Here is a 25,613-nt window from a genome sequence, read left to right on the forward strand (position 1 = left end):
CTCAAGGTTGAGCTAACCCATGGCGGGCGAAGATGGCCTGATAGGTGCCGTCTTCGCGCATCCCCTGCATCGCCTGGTCGAACTCCTCCACCAGTTGCCGATGCCGTGGATGGCTGCGACGCACCAGGATATGCAGGCCGTTCTCGCTGAGCGGCCGGGGCAGGAACTCCAGCTGCTCACGAATGCCTGCAAGTTCGCCATTGAGGTAGAAACGCGCCACCAGTTCGTCTTCCAGCGTCAGTTGCACACGTCCGGCAGCCAGCATCCGCGCGCCCATCTGGAAATTCTTCACGGGCACCCTGTTCAGGCCAGCATCGGTATCGAAGCTCGGCAGGTAGCTGTAGCCGCGCACCACGGCAATGCTGCTGCTTTTCAGATCAGCCGGTGCCTGGAACCGGGCATCGCTGCCCTGGCGCTTGAGGAAGAGGATGCGATTGGTCAGGTAGGGCTTGGAGAACTGACCGTAGCCGGCTCGTTCGTCGCTGTACCAGGCATTGACGATCAGGTCGTAATCGCCGACCTGGACCCCGCGCAGGGCGCGAGCCCATGGCACCTGGACGAACTCGGGACGGTGGCCGGCGCGCTTGAGCGCCGTGCTCACCAGCTCGGTCGCCAGACCATTGCCCGGCAGGCTGGCATCGGTGAAGGGCGGCCAGATATCGGCAGCCATGCGCAAGGTTTCAGCAGGGGCACTCGCGGCGGCGAGCAGCAGGGCGAAGAAGGCAAAACCACAGCGTCGTCTCATGCGAAGGCATCCGAGAACAGGTCTGGCCGGCAGGTAGCCAAGACTGCACGAAAATTGCGACAGCGACCAGATATCCGGTACTTCCGTACCTGGTCCCGTAACGCCGCAATGTGACTCGCACCGCGCGCCAGCATCGAATGCGACAGGGTGGCTGACAGCGTCACCCACTGCCCTTAGGCTGTACGCGGCAGCACAGCCGTACCCGGACATTCGCCCACAAGGCCCCTATGCCCTCGACTCGATTCAATGAAACGCTGCGCCGCCTCTGGGCGCTGGACAAGTTCAGCTACAGCCTGCGCGTCTTCGTCGCCCTCACCGGGAGCATGGCGCTGTGCTGGCAGCAGGACCGATTGGACCTGCTGATTCCACTCTTCCTCGGCATCATCGCCAGCGCCCTGGCAGAAACCGACGACAGCTGGCAGGGCCGCCTGACGGCACTGCTGGTGACCCTCGGCTGCTTCAGCGTCGCCTCGCTATCAGTGGAGCTGCTATTCCCCTACCCCTGGGTCTTCGTCAGCGCCCTGGCCCTGGCCAGCTTCGGCCTGACCATGCTCGGCGCCCTGGGTGAGCGCTACGCCACTATCGCGTCGGCGACACTGATTCTCTCCATCTACACCATGATCGGCGTCGACCAGCGCGGCGGCGCGCTTACCGATCTCTGGCAGGAACCCGCCCTGCTCGTGGCCGGGGCCGCCTGGTACGGCCTGCTCTCGGTGCTCTGGCAGGCGCTCTTCACCCACCAGCCGGTGCAGCAGAGTCTCGCCAGGCTGTTCCGCGAACTGGGGCAATACCTCAAGTTGAAATCGGCGCTCCTGGAGCCGGTGCGCCAACTCGATGTGGAAGCTCGCCGGCTGGAACTGGCGCGGCAGAATGGCAAGGTGGTGGCGGCACTGAACGCGACCAAGGAAATCATCCTGCACCGGGTCGGCAATGGCCGGCCCGGCCCCAAAGTCAGCCGCTACCTCAAGCTGTACTTCCTGGCGCAAGACATCCACGAGCGCGCCAGCTCCTCCCACTACGCCTACAACGAACTGGCCGAAGCCTTTTTCCACAGCGACGTGCTGTTCCGCTGCCAGCGCCTGCTGCGCCAGCAAGGCGGTGCCTGCCAGGCGCTGGGGCGTGCGATCCAGATGCGCCGGCCCTTCGACTACCTGGATGGCGCCCAGGCCCTGGAAGACCTGAACAAGTCCCTGGAGCACCTGCGCATCCAGAGCAACCCGGCCTGGCGCGGCCTGCTGCGCTCGCTCAACGCGCTGGCGCGCAATCTCGCCACCCTTGACCGCCTGCTCATCGATGCCAGCAATCCCGATGCCCTCGCCGAAGCTCAGGACGCCAGTCTGCTGGACCGCTCACCCAAAGGCCCGAAGGATGTCTGGGAACGCCTCAAGCAGAACCTCACGCCCACGTCCCTGGTGTTCCGCCATGCCCTGCGCATGGCCGTGGCATTGACCGCCGGCTATGGCGTGCTGCACCTGATCCACCCCGAGCAGGGTTACTGGATCCTGCTGACCACGGTGTTCGTCTGCCAACCCAACTTCGGCGCCACCCGACGCAAGCTGGTGCAGCGGATCGCCGGTACCCTGCTCGGCCTGGCGCTGGGCTGGGCGTTGTTCGACCTGTTCCCCAGCGCCCTGGTGCAGTCCGCCTTCGCCGTGATCGCCGGGGTGATCTTCTTCGCCAATCGTGCGACCCGCTACACCCTGGCCACCGCCGCCATCACCCTGATGGTGCTGTTCTGCTTCAACCAGGTCGGCAACAGCTATGGCCTGTTCCTGCCGCGCCTGGTGGACACCTTGCTGGGCGCGCTGATCGCCGGCCTGGCGGTGATCTTCATCCTGCCCGACTGGCAGGGCCGCCGGCTCAACCAGGTGGTGGCCAACACCCTTGCCTGCAACAGTCGCTACCTGCGGCAGATCATGCAGCAGTACGCCAGCGGCAAACGCGACGACCTGGCCTACCGCCTGGCCCGGCGCAACGCCCATAACGCCGACGCGGCGCTGTCCACCACCCTTTCCAACATGCTCATGGAGCCGGGCCACTTCCGGAAGGAAGCGGACATCGGCTTCCGCTTCCTGGTGCTCTCACACACCCTGCTGAGCTACCTCTCCGCGCTCGGCGCGCACCGCAGCGATACCCCCGGTGAAGCCCTGACGCCGACAATCAACGAAGCCGCCGAACAGATTGCCGAGAGCCTGGACTGCATCGCCCAAGGCCTGACCGACCGCCGCCCGATCAACATCCATCGCGACGAAGAGGATGCCCTCGCCAAGACCCTGGAACAGCTTCCCGAAGACATGGACGACCGCCCCCGCCTGGTGCAGACCGAACTGAGTCTGATCTGCCGACAACTGGGGGCGTTGAGGACGCTGGCGGCGCATTTGTTGAATGAGGGGAAGGTGGCATAGGAGCCGGGCAGATTCGTTGTGGGGGCGATTTCAATCGCTATGGGCGGCGAAGCCGCCCCTGGGATCCATAGGCCGTCCTTCGGACGGTTCAGCGAATGAATTCGCCCCCACAGTCATATTCCCGAACCGCAACTTTCAGAGCCACTGCGCGTCCCAGAACGGGTAGTCGCCGATCCGCTCCACCAAGCCTGCCCGCAAGGGGTTGGCGACGATGTAGCGCGCCACCTTGCGGATGTCCTCTTCGCTGCGCAGAGCGTAGTCGTGAAATCCCGGTTGCCAGACGCCTCCACCGGTTTCGACGCGGAAGCCCAACTGACGGGCCGAACGCCCTTTGAATACCTTGACCACGTTGGACAATCCAATTGGCCCGTTGAGCTGAACCAACCAGTGCAGGTGGTCCGGCATCAGCACCCAGGCGAGCGAGCTCACCACATTCTGATCATGCAGCCGGCGCAACTCGGCAACGGCAATACGTGCGCAATCGAAGTCCCGAAACAGGGGCCGGCGGTCGTTGGTCGTGGTGGTGATGTGGTAGATCTGGCCAACGCGTGAAACGCGGCCCTTGAGGAGGTCCTCACTTGGCATATCCATTGCCCTTGTTGTTCTGAAGGCAATGACTTTATGGCCCAGGCAGCCGGATATGGGCTGCCACGCAGTGGTGAAAGGGATGATCCGGGCCGAGGAAGTTGCTGACGCCGCACCTCACCCTGTGGGGGCGAATTCATTCGCTGAGGGCTGCGCAGCAGCCCCACGCAAATCACAAGGCAGACCTTCGGTCTGTTTAGCGAATGAATTCGCCCCCACAAAAAAGCGGTCCGCCCATCTTCTACTCCCCCATCAACTCCCTGATCGTCTCCCCCACCTTCCGCACCGCCGCTTCGATGGCTGGTGTCGGTTTGGAGGAGTAGTTCATCCGCAGGCAGTTCCGGTATTTGCCGGAGGCGGAGAAGATGCTGCCGGCGGCGATCTGTACGCCTTTGGGCAGCAGGGCGCGGTTCAGGCGCAGGGTGTCGAAATCCTCGGGCAGTTCCACCCACAGCATGAAGCTGCCCTGGGGCCGGCTGGCGCGGGTGCCTTCGGGGAAGTAGCGCATCACCCAGTCGATCATCTGGTCGCGGCTGTGCTGGTACTGGCTGCGCATGCGCCGCAGGTGCGGTTCGTAATGGCCCTTGCCGATGAAATCGGCCAACGCCAGTTGCGGCTGGGTCGCCGTGGCACCGGTGGAGATGTATTTCATGTGCAGCACCCGATCGAGGTAGCGGCCGGGGGCGATCCAGCCGACACGGATGCCCGGCGCCACGGTCTTGGAGAAGGAGCTGCAGAGCAGCACGCGACCGTCGTCGTCGAAGGACTTGATGGTGCGCGGTCGCGGGTACTGGTAGGCGAGGTCGCCGTACACGTCATCTTCGAGGATCGGCACGTCGTAGCGCTGCGCCAGGGTGACCAGGGCGCGCTTGCGTGCCTCCGGCATGATGTAGCCCAGCGGGTTGTTGCAGTTGGGGGTGAGCTGGATCAGCTTGATCGGCCACTGTTCCAGGGCCATTTCCAGGGCTTCCAGGCTGATGCCGTTGAGCGGGTCCGTGGGGAGCTCCAGGGCCTTCATGCCGAAGCCCTTCAAGGTCTGCATGGCACCGTGGAAGCTTGGTGAATCCACGGCGACTATGTCCCCCGGCTCGCAGGTGGAGCGGATCGCCACCGACAGCGCCTCATGGCAGCCGGTGGTGATGACGATATCGCTGGCGGGGATCTGGCAGCCGGAATCCAGCGCCAGGCGCGCCACCTGTTCGCGCAGCGCCTCGGTGCCGTAGATGCTGTCGTAGTAGAGGCCGCTGCCATCCTGGCGCCGGCTGATCTGGCCGAGGCTGCGCAGCAACGGTTTCAAGGTCGGACTGGTGATGTCCGGCATGCCGCGGCCGAGCTGCAGGACATTGTCCTTGGCGCTGCGCTTGATCAGGTCGAGCACGTCGTTCCATTGAGAGACATCCACCGGCCGCTGCGGCGCCCGACTCATCGCCGGCAGCGCGGGTGTTTGACGGCGCGGCGGCACGAAGTAGCCGGACTTCGGCCTGGGCTCGGCCAAGCCACCGTCCTCGAGAATCCGATAGGCCTGCTGCACCGTGCTAAGGCTCACGCCGTGCTCCAGGCTCAGCGCGCGTACCGACGGCAGGCGGTCGCCCGGGCGGTAATAGCCCTGTTCGATGCGTTCACCGAGGGTTTCGGCCAGCTTGATGTAGAGCTTCATGACAGTCTCCCGAATCGGAGCGAACACACAGCAGAACCATTACAGATGGGTGCTGATCTGAGGATTCAGATAGAAAACCACGCAATCTGTATGAAGAAAATATACAGATCGTGAATCTGTATTGAGAAATTGCCGACGGACATCATGTTCCCACCCCGATCCACCACAGGGCATGAGGAACGCAATGATGAACGGCCTGAGCGATGTACGCCTGACTCTCCACGCACGGGAACTGGAACAGGAGCAGCGCACGCCTGTATCCCTCGCACCGGCCCTGTCGGGCAACCGCTGGGACCGTTTCTGGATGCGCCTGCAAACACGCCGCAAGCTGCTGGAGCTGGATGACCACGCCCTGCGGGACATCGGACTGACCCGCGAACAAGCGCTGGAAGAGGCCCTCAAACCCTTCTGGAAAGTCTGAACGCCGGAGCGGACACGGGCTCGATCGAGTAAGTCCAACCAGCCATCAGGGCCAGGGCTTCCAGTCGCGAGAAGGCTTGTTCAACGGCGCTTGCAGGCCCTGGAAGCCCGGTTGTGCCTGGAGCTTGCGCAAGCCTTCGGCCAGTCGCTTGTCCACGTACTTGCCACGGGGGTTGTCCGGCACCAGCCAGTGCACCGGATAAAGACCGAAGTCCTGGGCACGCAGCTGTTCACGCAGGCCCAGGCGATCGATTTCGTGTTCGGTCTCGCTCACGGCGAAGACGTAGCCGTCGATGCGCCCGCGCACCAGCTTCTGCAGGCTGCCCTCGATGCTGTTGCCGGACAGCGCCGGAAAACCCAGCCAAGGCGCATGGGCACGATCCGTCTCGACCTGGTAAGGAAACGCCAGGCTGCGCAGGGCTGGCGTCACGACCGGCGCGGCAAGCTGTTCCTGCAATTCATCGACGCGCCAGCTGTGCCCCAGCAGGGGCTGCAACTGTGCCTGTTGCCCGGCATCGAGACCGCTGGCGGCCAAGCGATCGGCGCTGAGCATATGGGCCGGGTCGAGCAGCTGGGCAACGTTCAGGCTGTAGGCACGCCGGGTGAACAGGCCGAAACGCACCTCCCAGAGCAGGCCCGAGCCGTAGCGCAATCCGGCCGGCAGGCGTGGCAGGTTACCGAGAAAGGGCACCTGGAATTCGCACTCACCGTTCTGCAGCAGGTGAAAGGTGCGCGCGAACGGGATGATCTGCAGGTCGAAATCGATGTCCGGGAGTTGCTGGTCGATGGCGCGGACCAGGTCCAGCAGCGGTCCGCTGCCATCCGCCTCGGCCAAGCCGGGCACTTCGGCCACCGCCACCCGCCATTGCTCGGCGGCCGCGACGGTGCTGGCCCAACCCAGGCACAAACTGAGGCACAGCAACGAGAATCGGCGCATGGATCACCCCGGAGGAGCGGTACGCCTGAGTATAGGAGCGCCCTCTAGCGCAGCAGGCTCGCCGTGCGCTGGATCGCATCCTGATGGGCGGACACCAGGGCCAGGCCGCCGCCGGCGTCCAGGGCATCCAGCGGAGGCGCCAGCTTGCGATAGGCGGCCAGTTGCTCGATGGCTGGCAAGCGCGCCTGTCGGCCGTCGTCGCGCAGGGCATGGAAGAGTCCCAGGTTGACCAGATCGACCAGGCCGAGCCGGCCGCCCGTGTCGACGTCCCACTGCCTGGCACTGCGCACGACATCAATGTAGCTCTGATCCACGGCCCATTTCTTCAGCACGATCACACTCAGGGACTGGCCGTATTCCTGGCAAAGACGCGTGTAGACCTCCGGACTCGGGACCTGGCTGGCGTCCTTGAAAGCGGAGAGCACCGCCAGGTCGCCCACATCGCAGAGCAGGCTGGCCAGCATTGCATGGTCCGGCGAGGGGAAGCCCAGGGGGCGGGCAAGTACCGCGCTGATTGCCGCATGGCGCGTGAGCCGTCCCCATACACCGATGAACAGCTGCTTGTGGGCGGCACTGTGGAGCGTGAAGAGACTTTTCAGGCTGTGGATCAGGGTGATGCGATCCACCTCCTGCAAGCCAAGCAGGCGGATCACATCCTCCAGCGTCCGCGGTGGCGCGCTGGAACGGAACATGATGCTGGAGGCGTGCTTCATCAGCAGTGCGCTGAGCGCCGGGTCCTTGCTGATGACCTGCTTCAACCGGGCGACGGAGACGTTCGGATCAGCCAGGGCGCGGCGGATGTCCAGGGTGATCATCGGCAGGCTGGGCAGTTGCTCTTCGCCATTCATCAGCTGCGTGACCACCTTGCGGTAGATCGAGTAATCCGACTCTGCTGCGCTCAACACGGTTCTCCCCTTTTTTTGTGGGCGCAGTGTAGCCACATGCCATCACGGCGCCCATGGGAAAACGTCTGCAATCGGACAGATTGCTCAGGGGAGCGGCACACCGTAGGGCTTGGCGAGCTTCTTCAGCCGACCATCGGCACGCATCTTCTTCAGCACGCGACCGATATCGTCACGCAGTTGTCGGTGGGATTCCCCCCTGGGTAGCGCGAAGTAACCGACCTGGGTATCGATCACTGGCGTGAGCTTGCGCACCTGAGCGTCGATACCCAGCTCGTCGATGCGCGGACGGGAATCCCGTTCGTTGCTGGCGACGAGATCGGCCCGGCCCGCCATCAGCAGCCGGAACGCCAGTTCCACCGAAGGCGTTACGTGCTGGTCGAGCTGGCCGCGCATGGCCTCGAAGCGCTCACCATAGATCCAGCCGTGAATGATAGCGATGCGTTTGCCCTTCAGGCTTGCCAGGGTGCCGTCCCAGGTCACCGGCGAGTCACTGCGCGCGTAGAACACCACGCTGTCGCGATAAAAACCGGGTTCGACGAACTGGAAGCGCAACTCCCGTGCGGCCGTGCGGTAAGGGCCGATCAGCACATCGGCGCGACCCTCTTCCACGAGCTTCTGGGCGCGGGCCCAAGGGTAGCTTTCGAAGCGCACCTGATCGCCCAGGTCCTTGGCGATCGCGCGCATCACATCGATGCCCAAGCCGCTGGGGGCTCCTTTGGCATCGAGAACATAGAGACCGGGGAATTCAGTACCAACCGCGAGCAATTCGCGGCCATTGGCGAAGGGGACCAAGCCCAGCACCCAGAGAATGACGCAGAGGGTGCGGAAACTCGGACGCATGTCCGCGGGCCTCGGTCTGCTGCTACTTCACAGCCTAGCAGCCGGCGTTGCGCTCAGCCCGGCAGTTCTCGCCAGGTGAGGTACACGCGCAGGTCGAACTCCAGCTGGTGGTAGCCCGGCAGCATGTGCTCACAGAGCTGGTAGAAGGCCTTGGTGTGATCGCGCTCTTTCAGGTGCGCCAGTTCGTGGACCAGGATCATCTGCAGGAATTCCGGGGCCGCTTCCTTGAACAGCGAGGCGACGCGGATTTCCTTCTTCGCCTTGAGCTTGCCGCCCTGCACCCGCGAAATCGCGGTGTTCAGGCCAAGGGCCTTGTGCACCACATCGAGCTTGTTGTCGTAGAGCACCTTGTCTGGCGCCGGGGCGTTGCGCAGGTGCTCCTGCTTCAGGGTCATGGCATAGCTGTACAGCGCCTTGTCGCTCTGCACTTCGTGGCGGCCCGGATAGCGGCGCTCCAGGTACTCAGCGAGGCGGCCGGCGGCCATCATCTGCGCCACCTGTTCCTGGAGGTGCGCCGGGTAGCCACGGAGGTACTTGAGACTGGTCATGACAAGGCAGGTGGGAATGGAAGGCGCGACAGTCTACCCGAGCACAGCGTTCGGCGAGCGCCTTCCAGACAAGTCGACCGCACCTCGAAAAGTTCCCTGGCGCTTTGCGACGCAGTTCAATTTTCGAGCAAATTCCCTCTCGAGTGAGCCACACGCATCGCTGATAGCACCGAGCCAGAGCCTTTCAAAAAACCGGCGCGGCTGATGGGAAAATTTCCTTATCCATCAAGGGCGGTCATTTCCGGCCGCTTTCGGCCACCCCCATAAAGGCAATATCGCAATACTGGCCAATCCCGATTTAGACATAATTTTGACGCCAATATGCCGACAATCGGTAACTGACAACCCGCCAGCGCCTTCGTATAAAGCGCTCGCGAGACGGCCAAACGCCTTCGGACGAAACGGCAGGCAACTGCCACCAGCAACCTTCACTTTTGGTTCGAGCGACTTTGGCCGGAACGCCGTCCTGCACCTGTGCGACGTGGATTCGCAGCGCCCGACCGGAAGTTCCTTTCGAGAACTCCGTCATGATCGACCTTTCCACCTGGAACCTGACCCTGCCCGTAGGCGTGCCTGCCGTCACCATCGAGACACCCCTGCTGGTGGGTGGCTACCGCGACTATTACTTCCAGAACGACAGCACCACCATCCGTTTCTGGGTACCAGTAAATGGCACCACTACGGCCAATGCGACCTACCCACGCAGCGAGCTGCGCGAAACCTACGCCGACGGCAAGCTGCGCAACTGGACCTACCCCAGCGCCGACAACCTGCTCAGTGCCAACCTCGCCGTCAGCCAGGTGCCCTCCACCGGCAAGCTGGTGATCGGCCAGATCCATGCCCATGGCAGCACCAGCCCACTGCTCAAGTTGGAGTACCAGTTCAAGACCAAGACGCAGACCGCCAATATCGTCGCCAAAGTACGCAACTCACCGACCGAGGAAACCAGCACGGTGATCCCGCTGCTCAGCGGCATCCCGCTGAACCAGCGCTTCAGCTATGTGATCGACCTGTCGCCGAATGGCCTGCTCAGCGTCATGGTGAATGGCAGCCTGTGGAGCCAGCAGCTCTCCACGGCGTGGGCGCCGAAGTCGCTGTACTTCAAGGCTGGGGTGTATGCGCAGGACAACGAAGGGTATGAGACGGAAGCAGGTGCGGCGACTTTCTATGGCCTGAAGATCGAGCATCGGGTGCCCTAAGCCCTCACCCCCGGCCCCCGCCCTGCGCCCCGGCCTGATCGCTTCGCGCTCAGTCGCTCATCGACACTGGAAGCGGTGCTTCCAAAAGCGTGTCTCTTCGCCCCTGATGGAGAGGGGTGACTCGCGCCTGGAGCTTTTGAATCTGCCGGCAAGTTTGGAGTGGTTTCTGGGGCAGGCACTCAATCGTGGCACGGTTGAGTCCCCCTCGCCCTTCAGGGAGAGGGGCTAGGGGAGAGGGTGACGGGCTCCAGGCACCGCGCCAGAACCTTCGCATCCGTCAAAACGCACGGATCGCCCGCGAGATAGCTGCGATACACCCTCAGCAGGTCCCCCTCGCTGATTCTGCAATCGCCCGCCGGGCACTGGCTGGCGAACTCGAAGCGGCCGGTGGGCGGATCGGCCAGGCGGATTTTCAGCGACGGCCAGCCAGACGGTTTCGCCGCCGATGGAGTGAACAACCAGGCACCCTTGCGCTGCACCAGGGCGCCGCCGGCTTCTGCGTAGTCGAAGACGAACATCAGGGTGCGCGAGGTCTTGGTGGTGCAGTCGGTGTGATCCAGGCATTGCTGCGGGTCGCTGGATACCGGCTCGGGCGGCGGCACGGGGGCCATCGGTGGCTGGCCGGCACATCCTGCGAGCAGCAAGGCAAAGCCCATCATCAGGGGCAGTCTCATCGGAAACTCCTGTTGCCGGATACGAAAGAGCCCCGCAGTGCGGGGCTCCTCGTGAAACGCCAGGGGATCAGTTGACCTTGGCGGCTAGCTCGCCCTTGGCGTAGCGCGCGAACATGCCTTCCAGGGAGATCGGTTTGATCTTGGAGGCGTTGCCGGCGGTGCCGAAGGCTTCGTATCGGGCGATGCAGATGTCACGCATGGCTTCGACGGTCTTGGCGAAGTATTTGCGCGGATCGAACTCGGCCGGGTTCTTGGCCAGGAAGCTGCGGATGGCACCGGTGGAAGCCAGGCGCAGGTCGGTGTCGATGTTCACCTTGCGCACGCCGTACTTGATGCCTTCGACGATTTCCTCGACCGGCACGCCGTAGGTTTCCTTAATGTCGCCGCCGAACTCGTTGATGATCGCCAGCCAGTCCTGCGGAACGGAGGAAGAACCGTGCATCACCAGGTGAGTGTTGGGGATGCGCTTGTGGATTTCCTTGATGCGGTCGATGGCGAGGATGTCACCGGTCGGCGGCTTGGTGAATTTGTAAGCGCCGTGGCTGGTGCCGATGGCGATGGCCAGGGCGTCCACCTGGGTCTTCTTGACGAAGTCGGCGGCCTCTTCCGGGTCAGTCAGCATCTGGCTGTGGTCCAGGGTGCCTTCGGCGCCCACACCGTCTTCCTCGCCGGCCTGGCCGGTTTCCAGGGAACCCAGGCAGCCCAGCTCGCCTTCCACGGACACGCCGCAGGCGTGGGCGAAGGCAACGGTCTGCTGGGTGACGCGGACGTTGTAGTCGTAATCGGACGGGGTCTTGCCGTCTTCACGCAGGGAGCCGTCCATCATCACGGAGGAGAAGCCCAGCTGGATGGAGCGCTGGCAGACGTCGGGGCTGGTGCCGTGGTCCTGGTGCATGCACACCGGGATGTGCGGGAATTCTTCGATGGCAGCCAGGATCAGGTGGCGCAGGAAGGGTGCGCCAGCATATTTGCGAGCACCCGCGGAGGCCTGCACGATCACCGGGGAATCGGTCTTGTCGGCCGCTTCCATGATGGCGCGCATCTGTTCCAGGTTGTTGACGTTGAAAGCCGGTACGCCGTAGCCGAATTCGGCGGCGTGATCCAGCATCTGGCGCATGCTGATGAGTGCCATGGTGTTTCAGTCTCCCGATTGGGTGGGCTGTCAAATTACAAAGCCTGCCGCAGGGGCAGGCCGGGTTCAAGGTCCCGGGGAGGAGCGGTCATGCGCCCATCCACGGGAAAATCAACTTTTTCAGAGCCTGTTCACACTCTAGCGAGCGGCTCTCAGGGCGCCTTGCAACCACGACCAATCAGATCATCGGTCGCCGCCCAGTAGACCAGGCCTTCATCACCCTTGGTGTGGAAGGCGAGGTTGCCGTCGGTGTAGAGCGCGCCGGAGCCCGAGGGTTCCCGCTTGAGGCGGTGGACGATATCGCCGCCGCCCAGGCGCAGGTCAACGCTCTCCTGACTCGCATCGCTAAAGCGCCAGAGCACTTCGGTCTGGCTGTCGCACACCCAGCGAGTCCAATCGTCGCTGGGGGCCTGCTGGCTGGCGCAACCGGCCAGGAGCGCCAAACCCGCAAGGGCGAACCATCCTTTCATCCACGTCTCCTTGGAGGATGGCTCCGACCATCCGCGCACCGCTGGTCATGGGCAGTGCTGTTGTCCTTCGTTACTCACAGTGGGGTCGCCACTGGCCTGCGCCTCCACCCGCTGGTCATCCTGATTGCTCGGGACTATCACCTGGGGCGGGCTCATTACGTCACAGGTGCTGGACGGCTTGCTACCGGCACAACCCCAAAGCCCAGCACTGAGAATCAACAGAATCGCAGCGTAGCGCATGGCAGGCTCTCCTCTTTGCGTTCCCTATCAAGGGACCACGGGGGCCTGCCATGGTTTAGGGCTTTTACTTCGCGCGCTGTTCCAGCACTTCCACGGCGGGCAGCACTTTACCCTCGACGAACTCGAGGAAAGCACCACCACCGGTGGAGATGTAGGAGATCTGCTCGTTCACGCCGTACTTGTCGATTGCTGCCAGGGTGTCGCCACCACCAGCAATGGAGAAGGCCGGGCTTTCGGCGATGGCCTGGGCCAGGACCTTGGTGCCATTGCCGAACTGGTCGAATTCGAACACGCCCACCGGACCGTTCCAGAGGATGGTCTTCGAGGACTTCAGCAGCTCGGCGAACTGGGCAGCGGTCTGCGGGCCAATGTCCAGGATCATGTCGTCGTCGGCCACGTCGGCAATTGCCTTGACGGTAGCAGCGGCGCTTTCAGCGAATTCCTTGGCAACCACGACATCCACCGGCAGCGGCACGCTGACCTTGGCGGCGATGGCCTTGGCGGTGTCCACCAGGTCAGCTTCGTACAGCGATTTGCCAACCTTGTAGCCCGCCGCGGCGAGGAAGGTGTTGGCGATGCCGCCGCCGACGATCAGCTGGTCGCAGATCTGCGACAGCGAGTTCAGCACGTCGAGCTTGGTGGAAACCTTGGAGCCGGCCACGATGGCGGCCATCGGGCGGACCGGGTTACCCAGGGCCTTGCCCAGGGCGTCCAGCTCGGCAGCCAGCAGTGGGCCAGCAGCGGCGACCTTGGCGAACTTGGCCACGCCGTGGGTGGAACCCTCGGCGCGGTGGGCGGTGCCGAAGGCGTCCATCACGAAGACGTCGCACAGGGCGGCGTACTGCTGGGCCAGCTCATCGGCGTTCTTCTTCTCGCCCTTGTTGAAACGCACGTTCTCGAACAGCACGACCTGGCCGGGGGCAACGTCGACGCCGCCCAGGTAGTCGGCCACCAGCGGCACTTCGCGGCCCAGGGCCTTGCTCAGGTAGTCGGCCACCGGCTTGAGGCTGTTCTCTTCGGAGAACTCGCCTTCGGTGGGACGGCCCAGGTGGGAGCAGACCATTACCGCCGCGCCTTTCTCCAGTGCCAGCTTGATGGTCGGCAGGGAAGCGAGGATGCGCGCATCGCTCTTCACGACGCCGTCCTTCACCGGCACGTTGAGATCCTCACGGATCAGCACGCGCTTACCCTGGAGGTCGAGGTCGATCATTTTCAACACGGTCATGGGGTCAGTCCTTCACGGGGGCTGTAGTTAACGAGAAGCAGCGGAAACCCGCAGATAGTGGTCTGCGGTGTCGAGCATACGGTTGGCGAAGCCCCATTCGTTGTCGAACCAGGCCAGCAGGTTGACCAGGCGCGGGCCGGACACGCGGGTCTGGCTGCCGTCGACGATGGCTGAATGGGGATCGTGGTTGAAATCGCAGCTGGCGTGGGGCAGCTCGGTGTAGGCCAGGAGCCCCTTCAGCGGACCGCTTTCGGCGGCCTCGCGAAGCACGCGATTGATCTCGTCGGCCGAGGTGTCACGGGCGGTCTGCAGGGTGATATCCAGGCAGGACACATTCACCGTCGGCACGCGGATCGCCTTGGCCTGGATGCGCCCGGTGAGTTCGGGCAGCAGGCGCTCGATACCACGGGCGAGACCGGTGGATACCGGGATCACCGACTGGAAGGCAGAGCGGGTGCGGCGCAGGTCTTCGTGGTGGTAGGCATCGATCACGGGCTGGTCGTTCATCGCCGAGTGGATGGTGGTAATGGAGACGTACTCCAGACCCACGGACTCGTTGAGAAGTTTCAGCAGCGGCACACCGCAGTTGGTGGTGCAGGACGCGTTGGACACCAGTTTCTCGGTGCCGGTCAGGCTGTCCTGGTTGACGCCGAAGACGATGGTGGCGTCGATGTCCGACTCGGTGGACATCGGCTGGGACAGCAGCACGCGTGGCGCGCCGGCAGCCAGGAAACGCTCGGCCTGATGGCGGTGGGTGTACTGGCCGGAGCACTCCAGCACCAGGTCCACGCCCAAGGCGGCCCAGTCGATACCTTCCGGCTCGGCGTGGCGCAGCACCTTCACGCAGTCGCCGTTGATGTGCAGGCAATCGCCATCCACCCGCACTTCGCCAGGGAAGCGGCCGTGGGTGGAGTCGAAGCGGGTCAGGTATTCGATGCTGGCCTGGTCGGCCAGGTCGTTCAGCGCGACGATCTCGAAGCTCGCCCCGCCACTGCGCTCATGGAGCGCGCGCAGCACGCAACGGCCAATGCGGCCGTAGCCGTTGAGGGCGACTTTGAAGGGGCGGTTGCTTGGCATGGTGCGCTCGCAGGACCGGAAAGGAAGAGGAAACCCCGTAGGAGCGAGCTTGCTCGCGAAACAAACGCTTCGCGAGCAAGCTCGCTCCTACGAACCGGGTCAGACGTCCAGCAGTTCTTCGGCGGTGGCGACGATGTTGTCGACGGTGAAGCCGAAGTGCTCGAACAGGGCTGCGGCCGGCGCCGACTCACCGAAGGTGGTCATGCCAATCACGCGGCCTTCCAAGCCGACGTACTTGTACCAGAAGTCCGCATGGGCAGCTTCGATGGCAATGCGCGCGCCAACCTGTACCGGCAGCACGGCCTGCTTGTAAGCGGCGTCCTGCTGATCGAACAGGCTGGTGGACGGCATCGACACCACGCGTACCTTGCGGCCGGCGGCGGTCAGCGAGTCGAAAGCCTGAACAGCCAGGCCCACTTCGGAACCGGTGGCGATCAGGATCAGCTCGGGCTCGCCGTCGCTGTCCTTCAGCACGTAGCCACCACGGGCAATGTTCGCCACCTGGACGGCATCACGAGCCTGGTGGGGCAGGTTCTGGCGGGAGAAGATCAGCGCGCTCGGGCCGTCGTTGCGCTCGACGGAAGCCTTCCAGGCCACAGCGGATTCCACCGCGTCGGCCGGACGCCAGGTGTTCAGGTTCGGGGTGCAGCGCAGGCTGGCCAGCTGCTCCACCGGCTGGTGGGTCGGGCCGTCTTCGCCCAGACCGATCGAGTCGTGGGTGTAGACGAAGAGCACGCGCTTCTTCATCAGCGCGGCCATGCGCACGGCGTTGCAGGCGTATTCCATGAACACCAGGAAGGTGGCGCCGTACGGAATGAAGCCGCCGTGCAGGGCGATGCCGTTCATGATGGCGCTCATGCCGAACTCGCGCACGCCGTAGAACAGGTAGTTGCCGGAGGCATCCTCGGCGGACACACCCTTGCAGCCCTTCCACAGGGTCAGGTTGGAACCGGCCAGGTCAGCCGAACCGCCGAGGAATTCCGGCAGCAGCGGGCCGAAGGCGTTCAGGGCGTTCTGGCTGGCCTTGCGGCTGGCGATGGTTTCGCCCTTGGCGGCGACTTCCGCGATGTAGGCATCGGCCTTGGCGGAGAAATCAGCCGGCAGTTGACCTTTGATGCGGCGCTGGAATTCAGCGGCCAGCTCCGGGTGGGCGGCGGCGTAGGCGGCGAAACGCTCGTTCCACTCGGCCTCGCGGGAGGCGCCGGCGGCCTTGGCGTCCCATTCGGCGTAGATGTCGGCCGGGACTTCGAAGGGCGCGTGGTTCCAGCCCAGCGCGGCGCGGGTCAGGGCGATCTCGTCGTTGCCCAGGGGAGCGCCGTGGCACTCTTCCTTGCCTTGCTTGTTCGGGGAACCGAAGCCGATCACGGTCTTGCAGCAGATCAGGGTCGGACGGTCGCTGGACTTGCGCGCGGTCTCGATGGCGGTCTTGATCTCGTCGGCGTCATGGCCGTCGACGTTGCGGATCACCTGCCAGCCGTAGGCTTCGAAGCGCTTCGGGGTGTCGTCGGTGAACCAGCCGTGGACTTCGCCGTCGATGGAGATGCCGTTGTCATCGTAGAAGGCGACGAGCTTGCCCAGGCCGAGGGTGCCGGCCAGTGCGCAGACTTCGTGGGAAATGCCTTCCATCATGCAGCCATCGCCGAGGAACACGTAGGTGTTGTGATCGACGATGTTGTGGCCTTCACAGTTGAACTGGGCCGCCAGGGTCTTTTCGGCGATGGCGAAGCCAACGGCGTTGGCGATGCCCTGGCCCAGCGGACCGGTGGTGGTCTCGATGCCGGCGGTGTAGCCGTATTCCGGGTGGCCCGGGGTGCGGCTGCCGAGCTGACGGAAGTTCTGCAGGTCTTCGATGTTGAGGTCGTAGCCAGTCAGGTGCAGCAGCGAGTAGTTCAGCATCGAGCCGTGGCCGTTGGACAGCACGAAGCGGTCGCGGTTGGGCCATTCGGGGTTGTTCGGGTTGTGCTGCAGGTAATCCCGCCAGAGCACTTCGGCGATATCGGCCATTCCCATGGGGGCGCCGGGGTGGCCGCTGTTGGCTTTCTGCACAGCATCCATGCTCAGGGCACGAATGGCATTGGCACGCTCACGACGGCTGGGCATCGCTTATCTCCTGCAGGTCTGAATAGACGGCTAATCGAAAAAAGGCCGCTATTTTCGCCCAGCCGGCAGGTCGCGGGCAATCACAGATGGTCGCAGTTTCACCGGTCGACCACGCGAAGGACCCGGCCAACCGCCGATCAGCCAATATCAAAACTTTTTGATATTGGCATTGCGACCCCGGGGGTCGGGGGCTAGACTGCCCTCCCTATGAGCCTGCGCGTACCCCAGATCCGCCATGACGACAGCGACGAGCTGGCTGCCCTGTGCAAGGCCGGCGGCGATCCGCTGCGTCTGAACGTGCTGCGGGTGCTGGCCAACGATTCGTTCGGCGTGCTGGAACTGGCGCAGATCTTCGCCACCGGCCAGTCAGGCATGAGTCACCACCTCAAGGTGCTGGCCCAGGCGAGCCTGGTGGCCACCCGGCGCGAAGGCAACGCGATCTTCTACCGCCGCGCGCTGGCGCAGAACGAGCGGGTCGGCGGCATGCTGCACGCGGCCCTGCTGGCTGAAGTGGACGAACTGGAGCTGCCGGGCGATATCGCCGGGCGCATTGCCGAAGTGCACGCCCAGCGTGAAGCGGTCAGCCGCGACTACTTCGCCCGTGCGGCGGAAAAATTCCGGGCGCAGCAAGACCTGATCGCAGGATTGCCGCAATACCGTGACAGCGTGCTGGCACTGCTCGACGCGCTGAGCTTCGAATCCGCTGCCACGGCACTGGAGGTCGGCCCCGGCGATGGGGGCTTCCTGCCGGACCTGGCACGACGCTTCAGCCAGGTCACGGCGCTGGACAACAGTCCGGCCATGCTGGAACTGGCGCGCATGCGCTGTAACGAAGAAGGCCTCGGCAACGTCGACCTGCGACTGACCGATGCCCTGAATGACGAGCAGGCGGCCGCCGACTGCGTGGTGCTGAACATGGTCCTGCACCATTTCGCGGCGCCGGCCGATGCGATGAAACAATTGGCCCAGCGCGTACTGCCAGGCGGCGCGCTGCTGGTGACCGAGTTGTGCAGCCACAACCAGAGTTGGGCCAGGGAGGCCTGCGGCGATCTATGGTTGGGCTTCGAACAGGACGACCTGGCCCGTTGGGCCAATGCCGCGGGGCTCACGCCCGGCGAGAGCCTCTACATTGGCTTGCGAAACGGCTTTCAGATTCAGGTAAGGCACTTCGCCAAACCGGATTCACGAAGCGAACTCACCCACCGGTAACGAATAGGAAAACCGATAGATGAGCGAATACTCCCTGTTTACCTCCGAATCCGTGTCCGAAGGCCATCCGGACAAGATTGCCGACCAGATTTCCGATGCCGTCCTCGACGCCATCATCGCCCAGGACAAGCACGCCCGCGTTGCCTGCGAAACCCTGGTCAAGACCGGCGTTGCAATCATCGCCGGTGAAGTCACCACCTCCGCCTGGGTCGACCTGGAAGAGCTGGTGCGCAAGGTCATCATCGACATCGGCTACGACAGCTCCGACGTCGGCTTCGACGGCGCCACCTGCGGCATCCTGAACATCATTGGCAAGCAGTCCCCGGACATCAACCAGGGTGTTGACCGCTCCAAGCCGGAAGACCAGGGCGCCGGTGACCAGGGCCTGATGTTCGGCTACGCCAGCAACGAAACCGACGTGCTGATGCCCGCTCCGATCTGCTTCTCCCACCGTCTGGTGGAGCGTCAGGCCGAAGCTCGCAAATCCGGCCTGCTGCCGTGGCTGCGCCCGGACGCCAAGTCCCAGGTCACCTGCCGCTACGAAGGCGGCAAGGTCGTCGGCATCGACGCCATCGTGCTGTCCACCCAGCACAACCCCGACGTGAAGTACTCCGACCTGCGCGAAGGCGTGATGGAGCTGATCGTCAAGCACGTGCTGCCGGCCGAGCTGCTGCACAAGGACACCCAGTTCCACATCAACCCGACCGGCAACTTCGTGATCGGCGGCCCGGTGGGCGACTGCGGTCTGACCGGCCGCAAGATCATCGTCGACTCCTACGGCGGCATGGCCCGTCATGGTGGTGGCGCCTTCTCCGGCAAGGACCCGTCCAAGGTTGACCGTTCCGCTGCCTACGCCGGCCGCTACGTTGCCAAGAACATCGTCGCCGCAGGCCTGGCCGAGCGCTGCGAGATCCAGGTGTCCTACGCCATCGGCGTGGCCCTGCCGACTTCCATCTCGATCAACACCTTCGGCACCGGCAAGATCAGCGACGACAAGATCGTCCAACTGGTCCGCGAGCACTTCGACCTGCGTCCGTACGCGATCACCAAGATGCTCGACCTGCTGCACCCGATGTACCAGCCGACCGCGGCCTACGGCCACTTCGGCCGCAATCCCTACGAGATGAGCTACGGCGAAGACACCTTCACCGCGTTCACCTGGGAGAAGACCGACAAGGCCGAAGCCCTGCGCATTGCCGCTGGCATCTAAGCCCTGAGCGATCTGCAGAAAGCCCCGCCTCGTGCGGGGCTTTTTGTTGGGTCATCGCCACGATTCAAAATCCCCACAACCTGCTGCGCCCGAACGGACACGTGATTCAGCGCCCGCTGACAAGCGCCACTCCTAGACTGGCCGCCTCCCCTGTGAGCATGGAGGCTCGCCGTGAAAACCTGGACATTCCTTCTTGCCCTCCTCCCCGGCCTCACCCTGGCCGATGCCTGCCCTGATTGGCACAGCGACCGTGCCCAAGCCGAACTCGCATCCCTCGCAGACCGGATCGCCGATTGGGATTTCGCCTACCACAGAGAGGGTCGCTCGCCGGTGGATGATGAGCTCTACGACCAGGCCCGTGCCCGCCTGACACGCTTGAGCGAGTGCTTTCCCGGCGCGACCTCGCCAGGGCGTCATCCCCTCGCGGGCAGCTCCGGCAAGACCCGCCACCCCGTCGCCCAGACGGGCCTGAACAAGCTGCGGGACATCGACGACCTGCGCCGCTGGATGGGTCAGCGGCGAGATCTCTGGGTCCAGCCCAAGGTGGATGGAGTCGCGATTACCCTGAGCTATCGCGACGGTCGCCTGGTTCGGGCCATCAGCCGCGGCAATGGCAGTCAGGGGCAGGACTGGACGCACCAGGCCCGGCGCATTGCCGCCATTCCCGAAAGGCTGACCAACATTGGCGACGCCGTGCTGCAGGGCGAGCTGTACTGGCGGCTGGACGGTCATGTGCAGGCGGAACGCGGCGGCCAGGGCGCACGCGGCAAAGTGGCCGGACTGCTGAATCGGCGCACGCTGGCCGAGCACGATGCCGGCGGCATCGGTCTCTTCGTCTGGGACTGGCCGGATGGCCCGGTGCAGATGGAGATGCGCCTGCAAAGCCTCAAGGCCATGGGCTTCGCCGATGCCGAGGCGCTGACCCGCCCCGTCACAGGTGCCGAAGACATCGCCGCCTGGCGCGAACGCTGGTACCGCTCGCCACTGCCGTTCGCCAGCGACGGCATCGTCATTCGCCAGGGCACGCGGCCTACGGCACAGCGCTGGAAGCCGGAACCGCCGAGCTGGGCCGTGGCCTGGAAATACCCGTTCGCCAAGGCCCTGGCGGACGTGCGCTCAGTGGAATTCAAGGTAGGGCGGACCGGCCGGGTCACGCCGCTGCTGAACCTGTCGCCGGTGGAACTGGATGGCCGGCGTATCCAGCGCGTCGGCCTCGGCTCGCTCAAGCGCTGGCGCGAACTGGACATCCGCCCCGGCGACCAGGTCGCCATCGTACTGGCCGGGCTCACCATCCCACGTCTGGAATCCGTGGTGCTGCGTGCCAGCGAACGCCTGCCGCTGGAAGCGCCACATCCGGGCCGCTATCACGCACTCAGCTGCTTTCGCCCGGAGCCCGGTTGCCGCGAGCAATTCCTCTCGCGCCTGGAGTGGCTCGGCGGCCCCAAGGGCCTGGGACTGAACGGGCTGGGGCGCGGCACCTGGGCGCGCCTGGAACTGGATGGACTGCTGGGCTGGCTTGATCTGGATGCTGCCGCCGTTGAGGCCCGGCCGGGCATCGGCGCGATGCGCGCGGCCGCCTTGGTGGAGACCTTCCGGGAAGCGAGGGGGCGATCTTTCAGGCGGTGGCTGAGCGCACTGGGGTTGCCGGCCATGGGCGCCTGGAAACCGGAAGGGGACTGGACGGTGCTGGCAGGCAGAACGCCTGCGCAATGGCAGGAACTGGCAGGCGTCGGACCGGGCAAGGCCAGGCAACTGGTAGCCTTCTTCCAGGACACCGACGTGCTAGCGCTGGCGGAACGTCTTGGTGCGGCCGGGGTGGATGGATTTTCCGCACCTCAATAGGCGCGGAACTCCTTGTGGCAGGCCTCGCAGCTGTCTTCCACCTTCTGTACCAGCGGCGCGACGCCCTGGGCGGTGACCGGACGGGCCTGGGCGGCGCTGGCGAGTTGGCCGGTGCTGGCCTCGAGCTCGCGTACCAGTTCCTTGAAGCGCTCCTGGCGCTGCCAGACCTCGTCACGGGCGGCGCTGTCGGCGTCACCTTCCTGGGCCTGCGGGAAATGCTGCCAAGGCTCGCGGGACAGCTGGTCGAGCTTGGTCGCGCCCGTGGCGAAACGTTGCTCGTCGAAGCTGATTCGGCCGCGCAGCATGCCACCGAGGTCTTCGCTGGTACGCAGCATTTCCTTGAAGATCGCCTGGCGCTTGCCCAGCGGCGAATTGGGGTCCACGCCGCCACAGGCAGCAAGGCCCAGACAGGCGGCGGCAAGGATCAGGAGCTTCTTGGCTTTCATCGACAGAATCACGGGTAGGGCTGAAGGCGGGCGACAGTATCCCCACCTGTCCGGCAAATACCAAGCCTGGCGACAGTTTGTCGCAGATCATGGAATTGCAGCTCCGCCCCGCAACCGCGCGCATTTCCCGCCACAATCAGGACTTTCGCAATCAAGGAGAAAACCGATGAAGCGACGTCTTGCCCTTCCGTTCGTCCTGGTCGCCGGTGCCTTATTGGCCCAGCCCCTCCTCGCCGCCGAAACGGGTTGCGCCGCCAAGCGTCAGGCCATCGAACAACGTATCGAAGTCGCCAAGGCCCAGGGCAATGCCGCCCAGCAGACCGGGCTGGAAAAGGCCCTGGCGGAGGTGAAGGCCAACTGCACCGATGCCGGCTTGCGTCAGGAGCGAGAAGCGAAGGTCGCCAGCTACGAGGCCGAAGTCCGCCAGCGCGAAGCCGACCTGCGCGAAGCCCAGGCCAAGGGCGATCCGGAGAAGATCGCCAAACGCAAGGCCAAGCTGGAAGAGGCGCGTGCGGAGCTGGCTGCGGCGCAAAAGGCCCTGGAAAACTGACCACGGCAATCAGACGAAACGAGGCGACGACCTGTCCCGCCCCTTCACCTGTAACCTTGGCGCGGCCTATTCCTTGAACTGGTCCTTGATATAGGTGATTTCGCGCTTGCCATGGGGCGCCGGCAGGCCGTCTTCGCCGATGTTGACGAAGACCATCTTGTCGATGGTCAGGATGCTCTTGCGGGTGATCTTGTTGCGCACTTCGCAGCACATGGTGAGCGAGGTACGGCCGAACTCGGTGGCGGTGATACCCAGTTCGATGATGTCGCTCTGGCGTGCCGAACTGACGAAATTGATCTCGGAAATGAATTTGGTGACCACGCGCTGGTTGCCGAGTTGGATGATGGCGTAGATGGCCGCTTCCTCATCGATCCACTTCAACAGGCTGCCGCCGAACAGCGTGCCGTTGGGGTTGAGGTCTTCGGGCTTGATCCATTTGCGCGTATGGAAGTTCATGCGGCGTCCTCCTTGTGTGAGATGGGAATAATCATGAACGGCCAGCTGCCGCTTGTCGCGGCAAGGCTTTCAATGGCTCTGATAGGTCCTCGACCGGGCGACGGAAAACCTTGGGCTTGCCCATCGACGTCGCTATAATCCGCAGGTTTCAAACGGCCGGCACAGTCTGGTCGTTCCCGCCACCCATCCGAGGGGCGCTGCAGCAAGTGGTACCTGTCAAGGCAGGTTCCGCCTGTCAGGCTCGGAAGGGGCGTTTTCAAAACGCATCAACGGCGCCCATTCGCACACTACGAATGGAGACTCACGCATGAGCGCTGTCATGACGCCTGCCGATTTCAACGACTACAAGGTCGCCGACATTTCCCTGGCCGCCTGGGGCCGCCGCGAGCTGATCATCGCCGAATCCGAAATGCCGGCCCTGATGGGCCTGCGTCGCAAGTACGCCGGCCAGCAACCGCTGAAAGGCGCGAAGATCCTCGGCTGCATCCACATGACCATCCAGACCGGCGTGCTGATCGAGACCCTGACCGCCCTGGGCGCCGAAGTGCGCTGGTCGTCCTGCAACATCTTCTCCACCCAGGACCAGGCCGCTGCCGCCATCGCCGCCGCCGGCATCCCGGTATTCGCCTGGAAAGGCGAGACCGAGCAGGAGTACGAGTGGTGCATCGAGCAGACCATCCTCAAGGACGGCCAGCCGTGGGACGCCAACATGGTGCTGGACGATGGCGGTGACCTGACCGAAATCCTGCACAAGAAATACCCGCAGATGCTCGAGCGCATCCACGGCGTCACCGAAGAAACCACCACCGGTGTGCACCGCCTGCTCGACATGCTCAAGGCCGGCACCCTGAAAGTCCCGGCGATCAACGTCAACGACGCCGTGACCAAGAGCAAGAACGACAACAAGTACGGCTGCCGCCACAGCCTGAACGACGCCATCAAGCGCGGCACCGACCACTTGCTGTCCGGCAAGCAGGCCCTGGTGATCGGCTACGGCGACGTGGGCAAGGGCTCCGCCCAGTCCCTGCGCCAGGAAGGCATGATCGTCAAGGTTTCCGAAGTCGACCCGATCTGCGCCATGCAGGCCTGCATGGACGGCTTCGAGCTGGTCTCCCCCTACAAGAACGGCATCAATGACGGCACCGAAGCCAGCGTCGACGCCGCGCTGCTGGGCAAGATCGACCTGATCGTCACCACCACCGGCAACGTCAACGTCTGCGACGCCGGCATGCTCAAGGCCCTGAAGAAGCGCGCCGTGGTCTGCAACATCGGCCACTTCGACAACGAGATCGACACCGCCTTCATGCGCAAGACCTGGGCCTGGGAAGAAGTGAAGCCGCAGGTACACAAGATCCACCGCACCGGTGCTGGCGCCTTCGATCCGGCCAACGACGACTACCTGATCCTGCTGGCCGAAGGCCGCCTGGTGAACCTGGGCAACGCCACCGGCCACCCGAGCCGCATCATGGACGGTTCCTTCGCCAACCAGGTGCTGGCGCAGATCTTCCTGTTCGAGCAGAAGTTCGCTGACCTCTCCGCCGAGAAGAAGGCCGAGCGCCTGACCGTGGAAGTACTGCCGAAGAAACTGGACGAAGAAGTGGCCCTGGAAATGGTCAAGGGCTTCGGCGGCGTGGTCACCCAGCTGACCAAGCAGCAGGCCGACTACATCGGCGTGACCGTGGAAGGCCCCTTCAAGCCGGACACCTACCGCTACTGATGGTCCGGGTGGACGGGCGCGTCCCGTTCACCCCCGTTTTCAGCCTGACGGAGGGCGCGCCCTCCGTCTCTTGCTCCCGAGCCTGGAAAGACCCATGTCCCAAGAACGCCGTTACAGCTTCGAGTTCTTCCCAGCCAAGACCGAAGCCGGGCACGAAAAACTGATGGCCACCGCCCGCACCCTGGCCAGCTACCAGCCGGATTTCTTCTCCTGCACCTATGGTGCCGGCGGCTCCACCCGCGACCGTACCCTGCAGACCGTGCTGCAGCTGGATGGCGAGGTGAAGGTGCCCACCGCACCGCACCTGTCCTGCGTCGGTGACAGCAAGGCCGAACTGCGCGCCCTGCTGGCCCACTACAAGGACGCCGGCATCCAGCGCATCGTCGCCCTGCGCGGCGACCTGCCGTCGGGCATGGGCATGGCCAGCGGCGAGCTGCGTTTCGCCAACGAACTGGTGGAATTCATCCGCGCGGAAACCGGTGACCACTTCCACGTCGAAGTCGCCGCCTACCCGGAAGTCCATCCCCAGGCGCGCAGCTACGAGGCCGACCTCGCCAACTTCGTGCGCAAGGTCAAGGCCGGCGCCAGCAGCGCGATCACCCAGTACTTCTTCAACGCCGACAGCTACTTCTACTTCGTCGAGCGCGTACGCAAGCTGGGTGTGGATATCCCTGTGGTACCGGGCATCATGCCGATCACCAACTACAGCAAGCTGGCCCGCTTCTCCGACGCCTGCGGCGCAGAAATCCCTCGCTGGATCCGCAAGCAGCTGGAGGCCTACGCCGATGACACGCAGAGCATCCAGGCCTTCGGCGAGCAGGTGATCACCGAGATGTGCGAGCAGCTGCTGCAAGGCGGCGCTCCCGGCCTGCACTTCTACACCCTGAACCAGGCCGAACCGAGCCTGGCAATCTGGAAGAACCTCAACCTGCCGCGTTGAGTTCGCCGTAGAAGACGAAAAGGCCGGGCATTGTCCCGGCCTTTTTCTTTTCCGTGTACGCATGACCATGTAGGAGCGAGCTTG

25 protein-coding genes and 1 riboswitch are annotated in these 25,613 nt (G+C 64.2%); of the genes, 9 read left to right on the top strand and 16 right to left on the bottom strand.

What is annotated here, in order from left to right:
• Position 1 precedes the first annotated feature (1 nt).
• On the bottom strand, positions 2-745 hold the full coding sequence (locus DM872_RS05185) for a substrate-binding periplasmic protein (RefSeq protein WP_179058446.1): 744 nt from the start codon (positions 743-745) through the stop codon (positions 2-4).
• A gap of 227 nt (positions 746-972) precedes the next feature.
• Here DM872_RS05185 and yccS point away from each other — a divergent pair, with 227 nt between their 5' ends.
• The gene (gene yccS, locus DM872_RS05190; protein ID WP_179058447.1) at positions 973-3,150 is read left to right on the top strand and encodes a YccS family putative transporter; all 2,178 of its coding nucleotides are present in this window, start codon (positions 973-975) and stop codon (positions 3,148-3,150) included.
• A 135-nt stretch (positions 3,151-3,285) separates the two neighbouring features.
• On the opposite strand, the gene DM872_RS05195 is transcribed toward yccS, so the two are convergent.
• Positions 3,286-3,735: an REP-associated tyrosine transposase gene (locus DM872_RS05195; RefSeq protein WP_179058597.1), complete on the bottom strand. Its 450-nt coding sequence runs from the start codon at positions 3,733-3,735 to the stop codon at positions 3,286-3,288.
• A 241-nt stretch (positions 3,736-3,976) separates the two neighbouring features.
• Positions 3,977-5,392, bottom strand: a complete 1,416-nt coding sequence (locus DM872_RS05200; protein ID WP_179058448.1) for an aminotransferase-like domain-containing protein — start codon at positions 5,390-5,392, stop codon at positions 3,977-3,979.
• Between the two features lie 187 nt (positions 5,393-5,579).
• Here DM872_RS05200 and DM872_RS05205 point away from each other — a divergent pair, with 187 nt between their 5' ends.
• Positions 5,580-5,813, top strand: coding sequence for a DUF1127 domain-containing protein (locus DM872_RS05205; protein WP_179058449.1), 234 nt, complete (start codon positions 5,580-5,582; stop codon positions 5,811-5,813).
• A 45-nt stretch (positions 5,814-5,858) separates the two neighbouring features.
• Here DM872_RS05205 and DM872_RS05210 read toward each other — a convergent pair whose 3' ends face one another.
• The 4 genes from DM872_RS05210 to DM872_RS05225 form a co-directional block, all read right to left on the bottom strand.
• Positions 5,859-6,749: a hypothetical protein gene (locus DM872_RS05210; protein WP_179058450.1), complete on the bottom strand. Its 891-nt coding sequence runs from the start codon at positions 6,747-6,749 to the stop codon at positions 5,859-5,861.
• 44 nt (positions 6,750-6,793) lie between these two features.
• The gene (locus DM872_RS05215) at positions 6,794-7,651 is read right to left on the bottom strand and encodes an HDOD domain-containing protein (RefSeq protein ID WP_179058451.1); all 858 of its coding nucleotides are present in this window, start codon (positions 7,649-7,651) and stop codon (positions 6,794-6,796) included.
• Positions 7,652-7,738: 87 nt separating this feature from the next.
• On the bottom strand, positions 7,739-8,494 hold the full coding sequence (locus DM872_RS05220; RefSeq protein WP_179058452.1) for a substrate-binding periplasmic protein: 756 nt from the start codon (positions 8,492-8,494) through the stop codon (positions 7,739-7,741).
• A gap of 53 nt (positions 8,495-8,547) precedes the next feature.
• On the bottom strand, positions 8,548-9,042 hold the full coding sequence (locus tag DM872_RS05225) for a YgjP-like metallopeptidase domain-containing protein (protein ID WP_179058453.1): 495 nt from the start codon (positions 9,040-9,042) through the stop codon (positions 8,548-8,550).
• A gap of 527 nt (positions 9,043-9,569) precedes the next feature.
• Between DM872_RS05225 and DM872_RS05230 the strand changes: the two genes are divergently transcribed.
• Positions 9,570-10,241 (top strand): polysaccharide lyase family 7 protein, encoded by a 672-nt coding sequence (locus DM872_RS05230; protein WP_179058454.1) that lies wholly within the window; start codon positions 9,570-9,572, stop codon positions 10,239-10,241.
• Between the two features lie 212 nt (positions 10,242-10,453).
• Here the strand turns inward: DM872_RS05230 and DM872_RS05235 are convergent, their stop codons facing one another.
• The 7 genes from DM872_RS05235 to tkt all read right to left on the bottom strand — a co-directional run bounded on the left by DM872_RS05235 (position 10,454) and on the right by tkt (position 17,159).
• The gene (locus tag DM872_RS05235) at positions 10,454-10,915 is read right to left on the bottom strand and encodes a hypothetical protein (RefSeq protein ID WP_179058455.1); all 462 of its coding nucleotides are present in this window, start codon (positions 10,913-10,915) and stop codon (positions 10,454-10,456) included.
• A gap of 67 nt (positions 10,916-10,982) precedes the next feature.
• A complete protein-coding gene (fba, locus tag DM872_RS05240) occupies positions 10,983-12,047 on the bottom strand; it encodes a class II fructose-bisphosphate aldolase (RefSeq protein WP_179058456.1) in 1,065 nt (354 codons plus the stop codon).
• A 152-nt stretch (positions 12,048-12,199) separates the two neighbouring features.
• Positions 12,200-12,517: an MliC family protein gene (locus tag DM872_RS05245; protein ID WP_179058457.1), complete on the bottom strand. Its 318-nt coding sequence runs from the start codon at positions 12,515-12,517 to the stop codon at positions 12,200-12,202.
• Positions 12,518-12,562: 45 nt separating this feature from the next.
• Entirely contained in the window at positions 12,563-12,757 is a 195-nt protein-coding gene (locus DM872_RS05250) for a hypothetical protein (protein WP_179058458.1), read from the bottom strand.
• Between the two features lie 64 nt (positions 12,758-12,821).
• Entirely contained in the window at positions 12,822-13,982 is a 1,161-nt protein-coding gene (locus DM872_RS05255; RefSeq protein ID WP_179058459.1) for a phosphoglycerate kinase, read from the bottom strand.
• Between the two features lie 27 nt (positions 13,983-14,009).
• On the bottom strand, positions 14,010-15,059 hold the full coding sequence (epd, locus tag DM872_RS05260; RefSeq protein ID WP_179058460.1) for an erythrose-4-phosphate dehydrogenase: 1,050 nt from the start codon (positions 15,057-15,059) through the stop codon (positions 14,010-14,012).
• 99 nt (positions 15,060-15,158) lie between these two features.
• A complete protein-coding gene (gene tkt / locus DM872_RS05265; RefSeq protein ID WP_179058461.1) occupies positions 15,159-17,159 on the bottom strand; it encodes a transketolase in 2,001 nt (666 codons plus the stop codon).
• A 207-nt stretch (positions 17,160-17,366) separates the two neighbouring features.
• Between tkt and DM872_RS05270 the strand changes: the two genes are divergently transcribed.
• The 3 genes from DM872_RS05270 (at position 17,367) to ligB (ending at position 21,420) form a co-directional block, all read left to right on the top strand.
• The gene (locus DM872_RS05270; RefSeq protein ID WP_179058462.1) at positions 17,367-18,368 is read left to right on the top strand and encodes an ArsR/SmtB family transcription factor; all 1,002 of its coding nucleotides are present in this window, start codon (positions 17,367-17,369) and stop codon (positions 18,366-18,368) included.
• A gap of 19 nt (positions 18,369-18,387) precedes the next feature.
• On the top strand, positions 18,388-19,578 hold the full coding sequence (gene metK / locus DM872_RS05275) for a methionine adenosyltransferase (protein WP_077524212.1): 1,191 nt from the start codon (positions 18,388-18,390) through the stop codon (positions 19,576-19,578).
• A gap of 171 nt (positions 19,579-19,749) precedes the next feature.
• Complete coding sequence (ligB, locus tag DM872_RS05280) at positions 19,750-21,420, top strand: NAD-dependent DNA ligase LigB (protein ID WP_179058463.1); 1,671 nt, start codon at positions 19,750-19,752, stop codon at positions 21,418-21,420.
• Here ligB and DM872_RS05285 read toward each other — a convergent pair.
• On the bottom strand, positions 21,414-21,866 hold the full coding sequence (locus tag DM872_RS05285; RefSeq protein ID WP_179058464.1) for a c-type cytochrome: 453 nt from the start codon (positions 21,864-21,866) through the stop codon (positions 21,414-21,416). The two genes, ligB and DM872_RS05285, sit on opposite strands and share 7 nt — an antisense overlap.
• Before the next feature lie 166 nt (positions 21,867-22,032).
• Between DM872_RS05285 and DM872_RS05290 the strand changes: the two genes are divergently transcribed.
• A complete protein-coding gene (locus DM872_RS05290; RefSeq protein WP_179058465.1) occupies positions 22,033-22,416 on the top strand; it encodes a DUF1090 domain-containing protein in 384 nt (127 codons plus the stop codon).
• Positions 22,417-22,482: 66 nt separating this feature from the next.
• Here the strand turns inward: DM872_RS05290 and DM872_RS05295 are convergent, their stop codons facing one another.
• Complete coding sequence (locus tag DM872_RS05295; RefSeq protein ID WP_179058466.1) at positions 22,483-22,872, bottom strand: acyl-CoA thioesterase; 390 nt, start codon at positions 22,870-22,872, stop codon at positions 22,483-22,485.
• A 183-nt stretch (positions 22,873-23,055) separates the two neighbouring features.
• Positions 23,056-23,157, top strand: a riboswitch (S-adenosyl-L-homocysteine riboswitch).
• 22 nt (positions 23,158-23,179) lie between these two features.
• Here DM872_RS05295 and ahcY point away from each other — a divergent pair.
• Together ahcY and metF are read left to right on the top strand one after the other, a co-directional pair.
• Positions 23,180-24,589 (top strand): adenosylhomocysteinase, encoded by a 1,410-nt coding sequence (gene ahcY, locus DM872_RS05300; RefSeq protein WP_077524207.1) that lies wholly within the window; start codon positions 23,180-23,182, stop codon positions 24,587-24,589.
• 94 nt (positions 24,590-24,683) lie between these two features.
• A complete protein-coding gene (metF, locus tag DM872_RS05305; protein WP_179058467.1) occupies positions 24,684-25,529 on the top strand; it encodes a methylenetetrahydrofolate reductase [NAD(P)H] in 846 nt (281 codons plus the stop codon).
• Positions 25,530-25,613: the final 84 nt, after the last annotated feature.

It is taken from the genome of Pseudomonas taiwanensis (assembly GCF_013393345.1).
Lineage (GTDB): Bacteria > Pseudomonadota > Gammaproteobacteria > Pseudomonadales > Pseudomonadaceae > Metapseudomonas > Metapseudomonas resinovorans_C.

What these genes read in the sequence shown, in the direction of transcription:
- metK (WP_077524212.1), top strand. Translation starts at nt 18,388, where the DNA reads ATGAGCGAATACTCCCTGTTTACCTCCGAATCCGTGTCCGAAGGCCAT.
- DM872_RS05210 (WP_179058450.1), bottom strand. Translation starts at nt 6,749, where the DNA reads ATGCGCCGATTCTCGTTGCTGTGCCTCAGTTTGTGCCTGGGTTGGGCC.
- yccS (WP_179058447.1), top strand. Translation starts at nt 973, where the DNA reads ATGCCCTCGACTCGATTCAATGAAACGCTGCGCCGCCTCTGGGCGCTG.
- ahcY (WP_077524207.1), top strand. Translation starts at nt 23,180, where the DNA reads ATGAGCGCTGTCATGACGCCTGCCGATTTCAACGACTACAAGGTCGCC.
- DM872_RS05255 (WP_179058459.1), bottom strand. Translation starts at nt 13,982, where the DNA reads ATGACCGTGTTGAAAATGATCGACCTCGACCTCCAGGGTAAGCGCGTG.
- tkt (WP_179058461.1), bottom strand. Translation starts at nt 17,159, where the DNA reads ATGCCCAGCCGTCGTGAGCGTGCCAATGCCATTCGTGCCCTGAGCATG.
- DM872_RS05200 (WP_179058448.1), bottom strand. Translation starts at nt 5,392, where the DNA reads ATGAAGCTCTACATCAAGCTGGCCGAAACCCTCGGTGAACGCATCGAA.
- DM872_RS05185 (WP_179058446.1), bottom strand. Translation starts at nt 745, where the DNA reads ATGAGACGACGCTGTGGTTTTGCCTTCTTCGCCCTGCTGCTCGCCGCC.
- DM872_RS05285 (WP_179058464.1), bottom strand. Translation starts at nt 21,866, where the DNA reads ATGAAAGCCAAGAAGCTCCTGATCCTTGCCGCCGCCTGTCTGGGCCTT.
- DM872_RS05230 (WP_179058454.1), top strand. Translation starts at nt 9,570, where the DNA reads ATGATCGACCTTTCCACCTGGAACCTGACCCTGCCCGTAGGCGTGCCT.
- DM872_RS05220 (WP_179058452.1), bottom strand. Translation starts at nt 8,494, where the DNA reads ATGCGTCCGAGTTTCCGCACCCTCTGCGTCATTCTCTGGGTGCTGGGC.
- DM872_RS05205 (WP_179058449.1), top strand. Translation starts at nt 5,580, where the DNA reads ATGAACGGCCTGAGCGATGTACGCCTGACTCTCCACGCACGGGAACTG.
- DM872_RS05290 (WP_179058465.1), top strand. Translation starts at nt 22,033, where the DNA reads ATGAAGCGACGTCTTGCCCTTCCGTTCGTCCTGGTCGCCGGTGCCTTA.
- DM872_RS05245 (WP_179058457.1), bottom strand. Translation starts at nt 12,517, where the DNA reads ATGAAAGGATGGTTCGCCCTTGCGGGTTTGGCGCTCCTGGCCGGTTGC.
- DM872_RS05235 (WP_179058455.1), bottom strand. Translation starts at nt 10,915, where the DNA reads ATGAGACTGCCCCTGATGATGGGCTTTGCCTTGCTGCTCGCAGGATGT.
- DM872_RS05250 (WP_179058458.1), bottom strand. Translation starts at nt 12,757, where the DNA reads ATGCGCTACGCTGCGATTCTGTTGATTCTCAGTGCTGGGCTTTGGGGT.
- DM872_RS05195 (WP_179058597.1), bottom strand. Translation starts at nt 3,735, where the DNA reads ATGCCAAGTGAGGACCTCCTCAAGGGCCGCGTTTCACGCGTTGGCCAG.
- DM872_RS05270 (WP_179058462.1), top strand. Translation starts at nt 17,367, where the DNA reads ATGAGCCTGCGCGTACCCCAGATCCGCCATGACGACAGCGACGAGCTG.
- DM872_RS05295 (WP_179058466.1), bottom strand. Translation starts at nt 22,872, where the DNA reads ATGAACTTCCATACGCGCAAATGGATCAAGCCCGAAGACCTCAACCCC.
- metF (WP_179058467.1), top strand. Translation starts at nt 24,684, where the DNA reads ATGTCCCAAGAACGCCGTTACAGCTTCGAGTTCTTCCCAGCCAAGACC.
- fba (WP_179058456.1), bottom strand. Translation starts at nt 12,047, where the DNA reads ATGGCACTCATCAGCATGCGCCAGATGCTGGATCACGCCGCCGAATTC.
- DM872_RS05225 (WP_179058453.1), bottom strand. Translation starts at nt 9,042, where the DNA reads ATGACCAGTCTCAAGTACCTCCGTGGCTACCCGGCGCACCTCCAGGAA.
- epd (WP_179058460.1), bottom strand. Translation starts at nt 15,059, where the DNA reads ATGCCAAGCAACCGCCCCTTCAAAGTCGCCCTCAACGGCTACGGCCGC.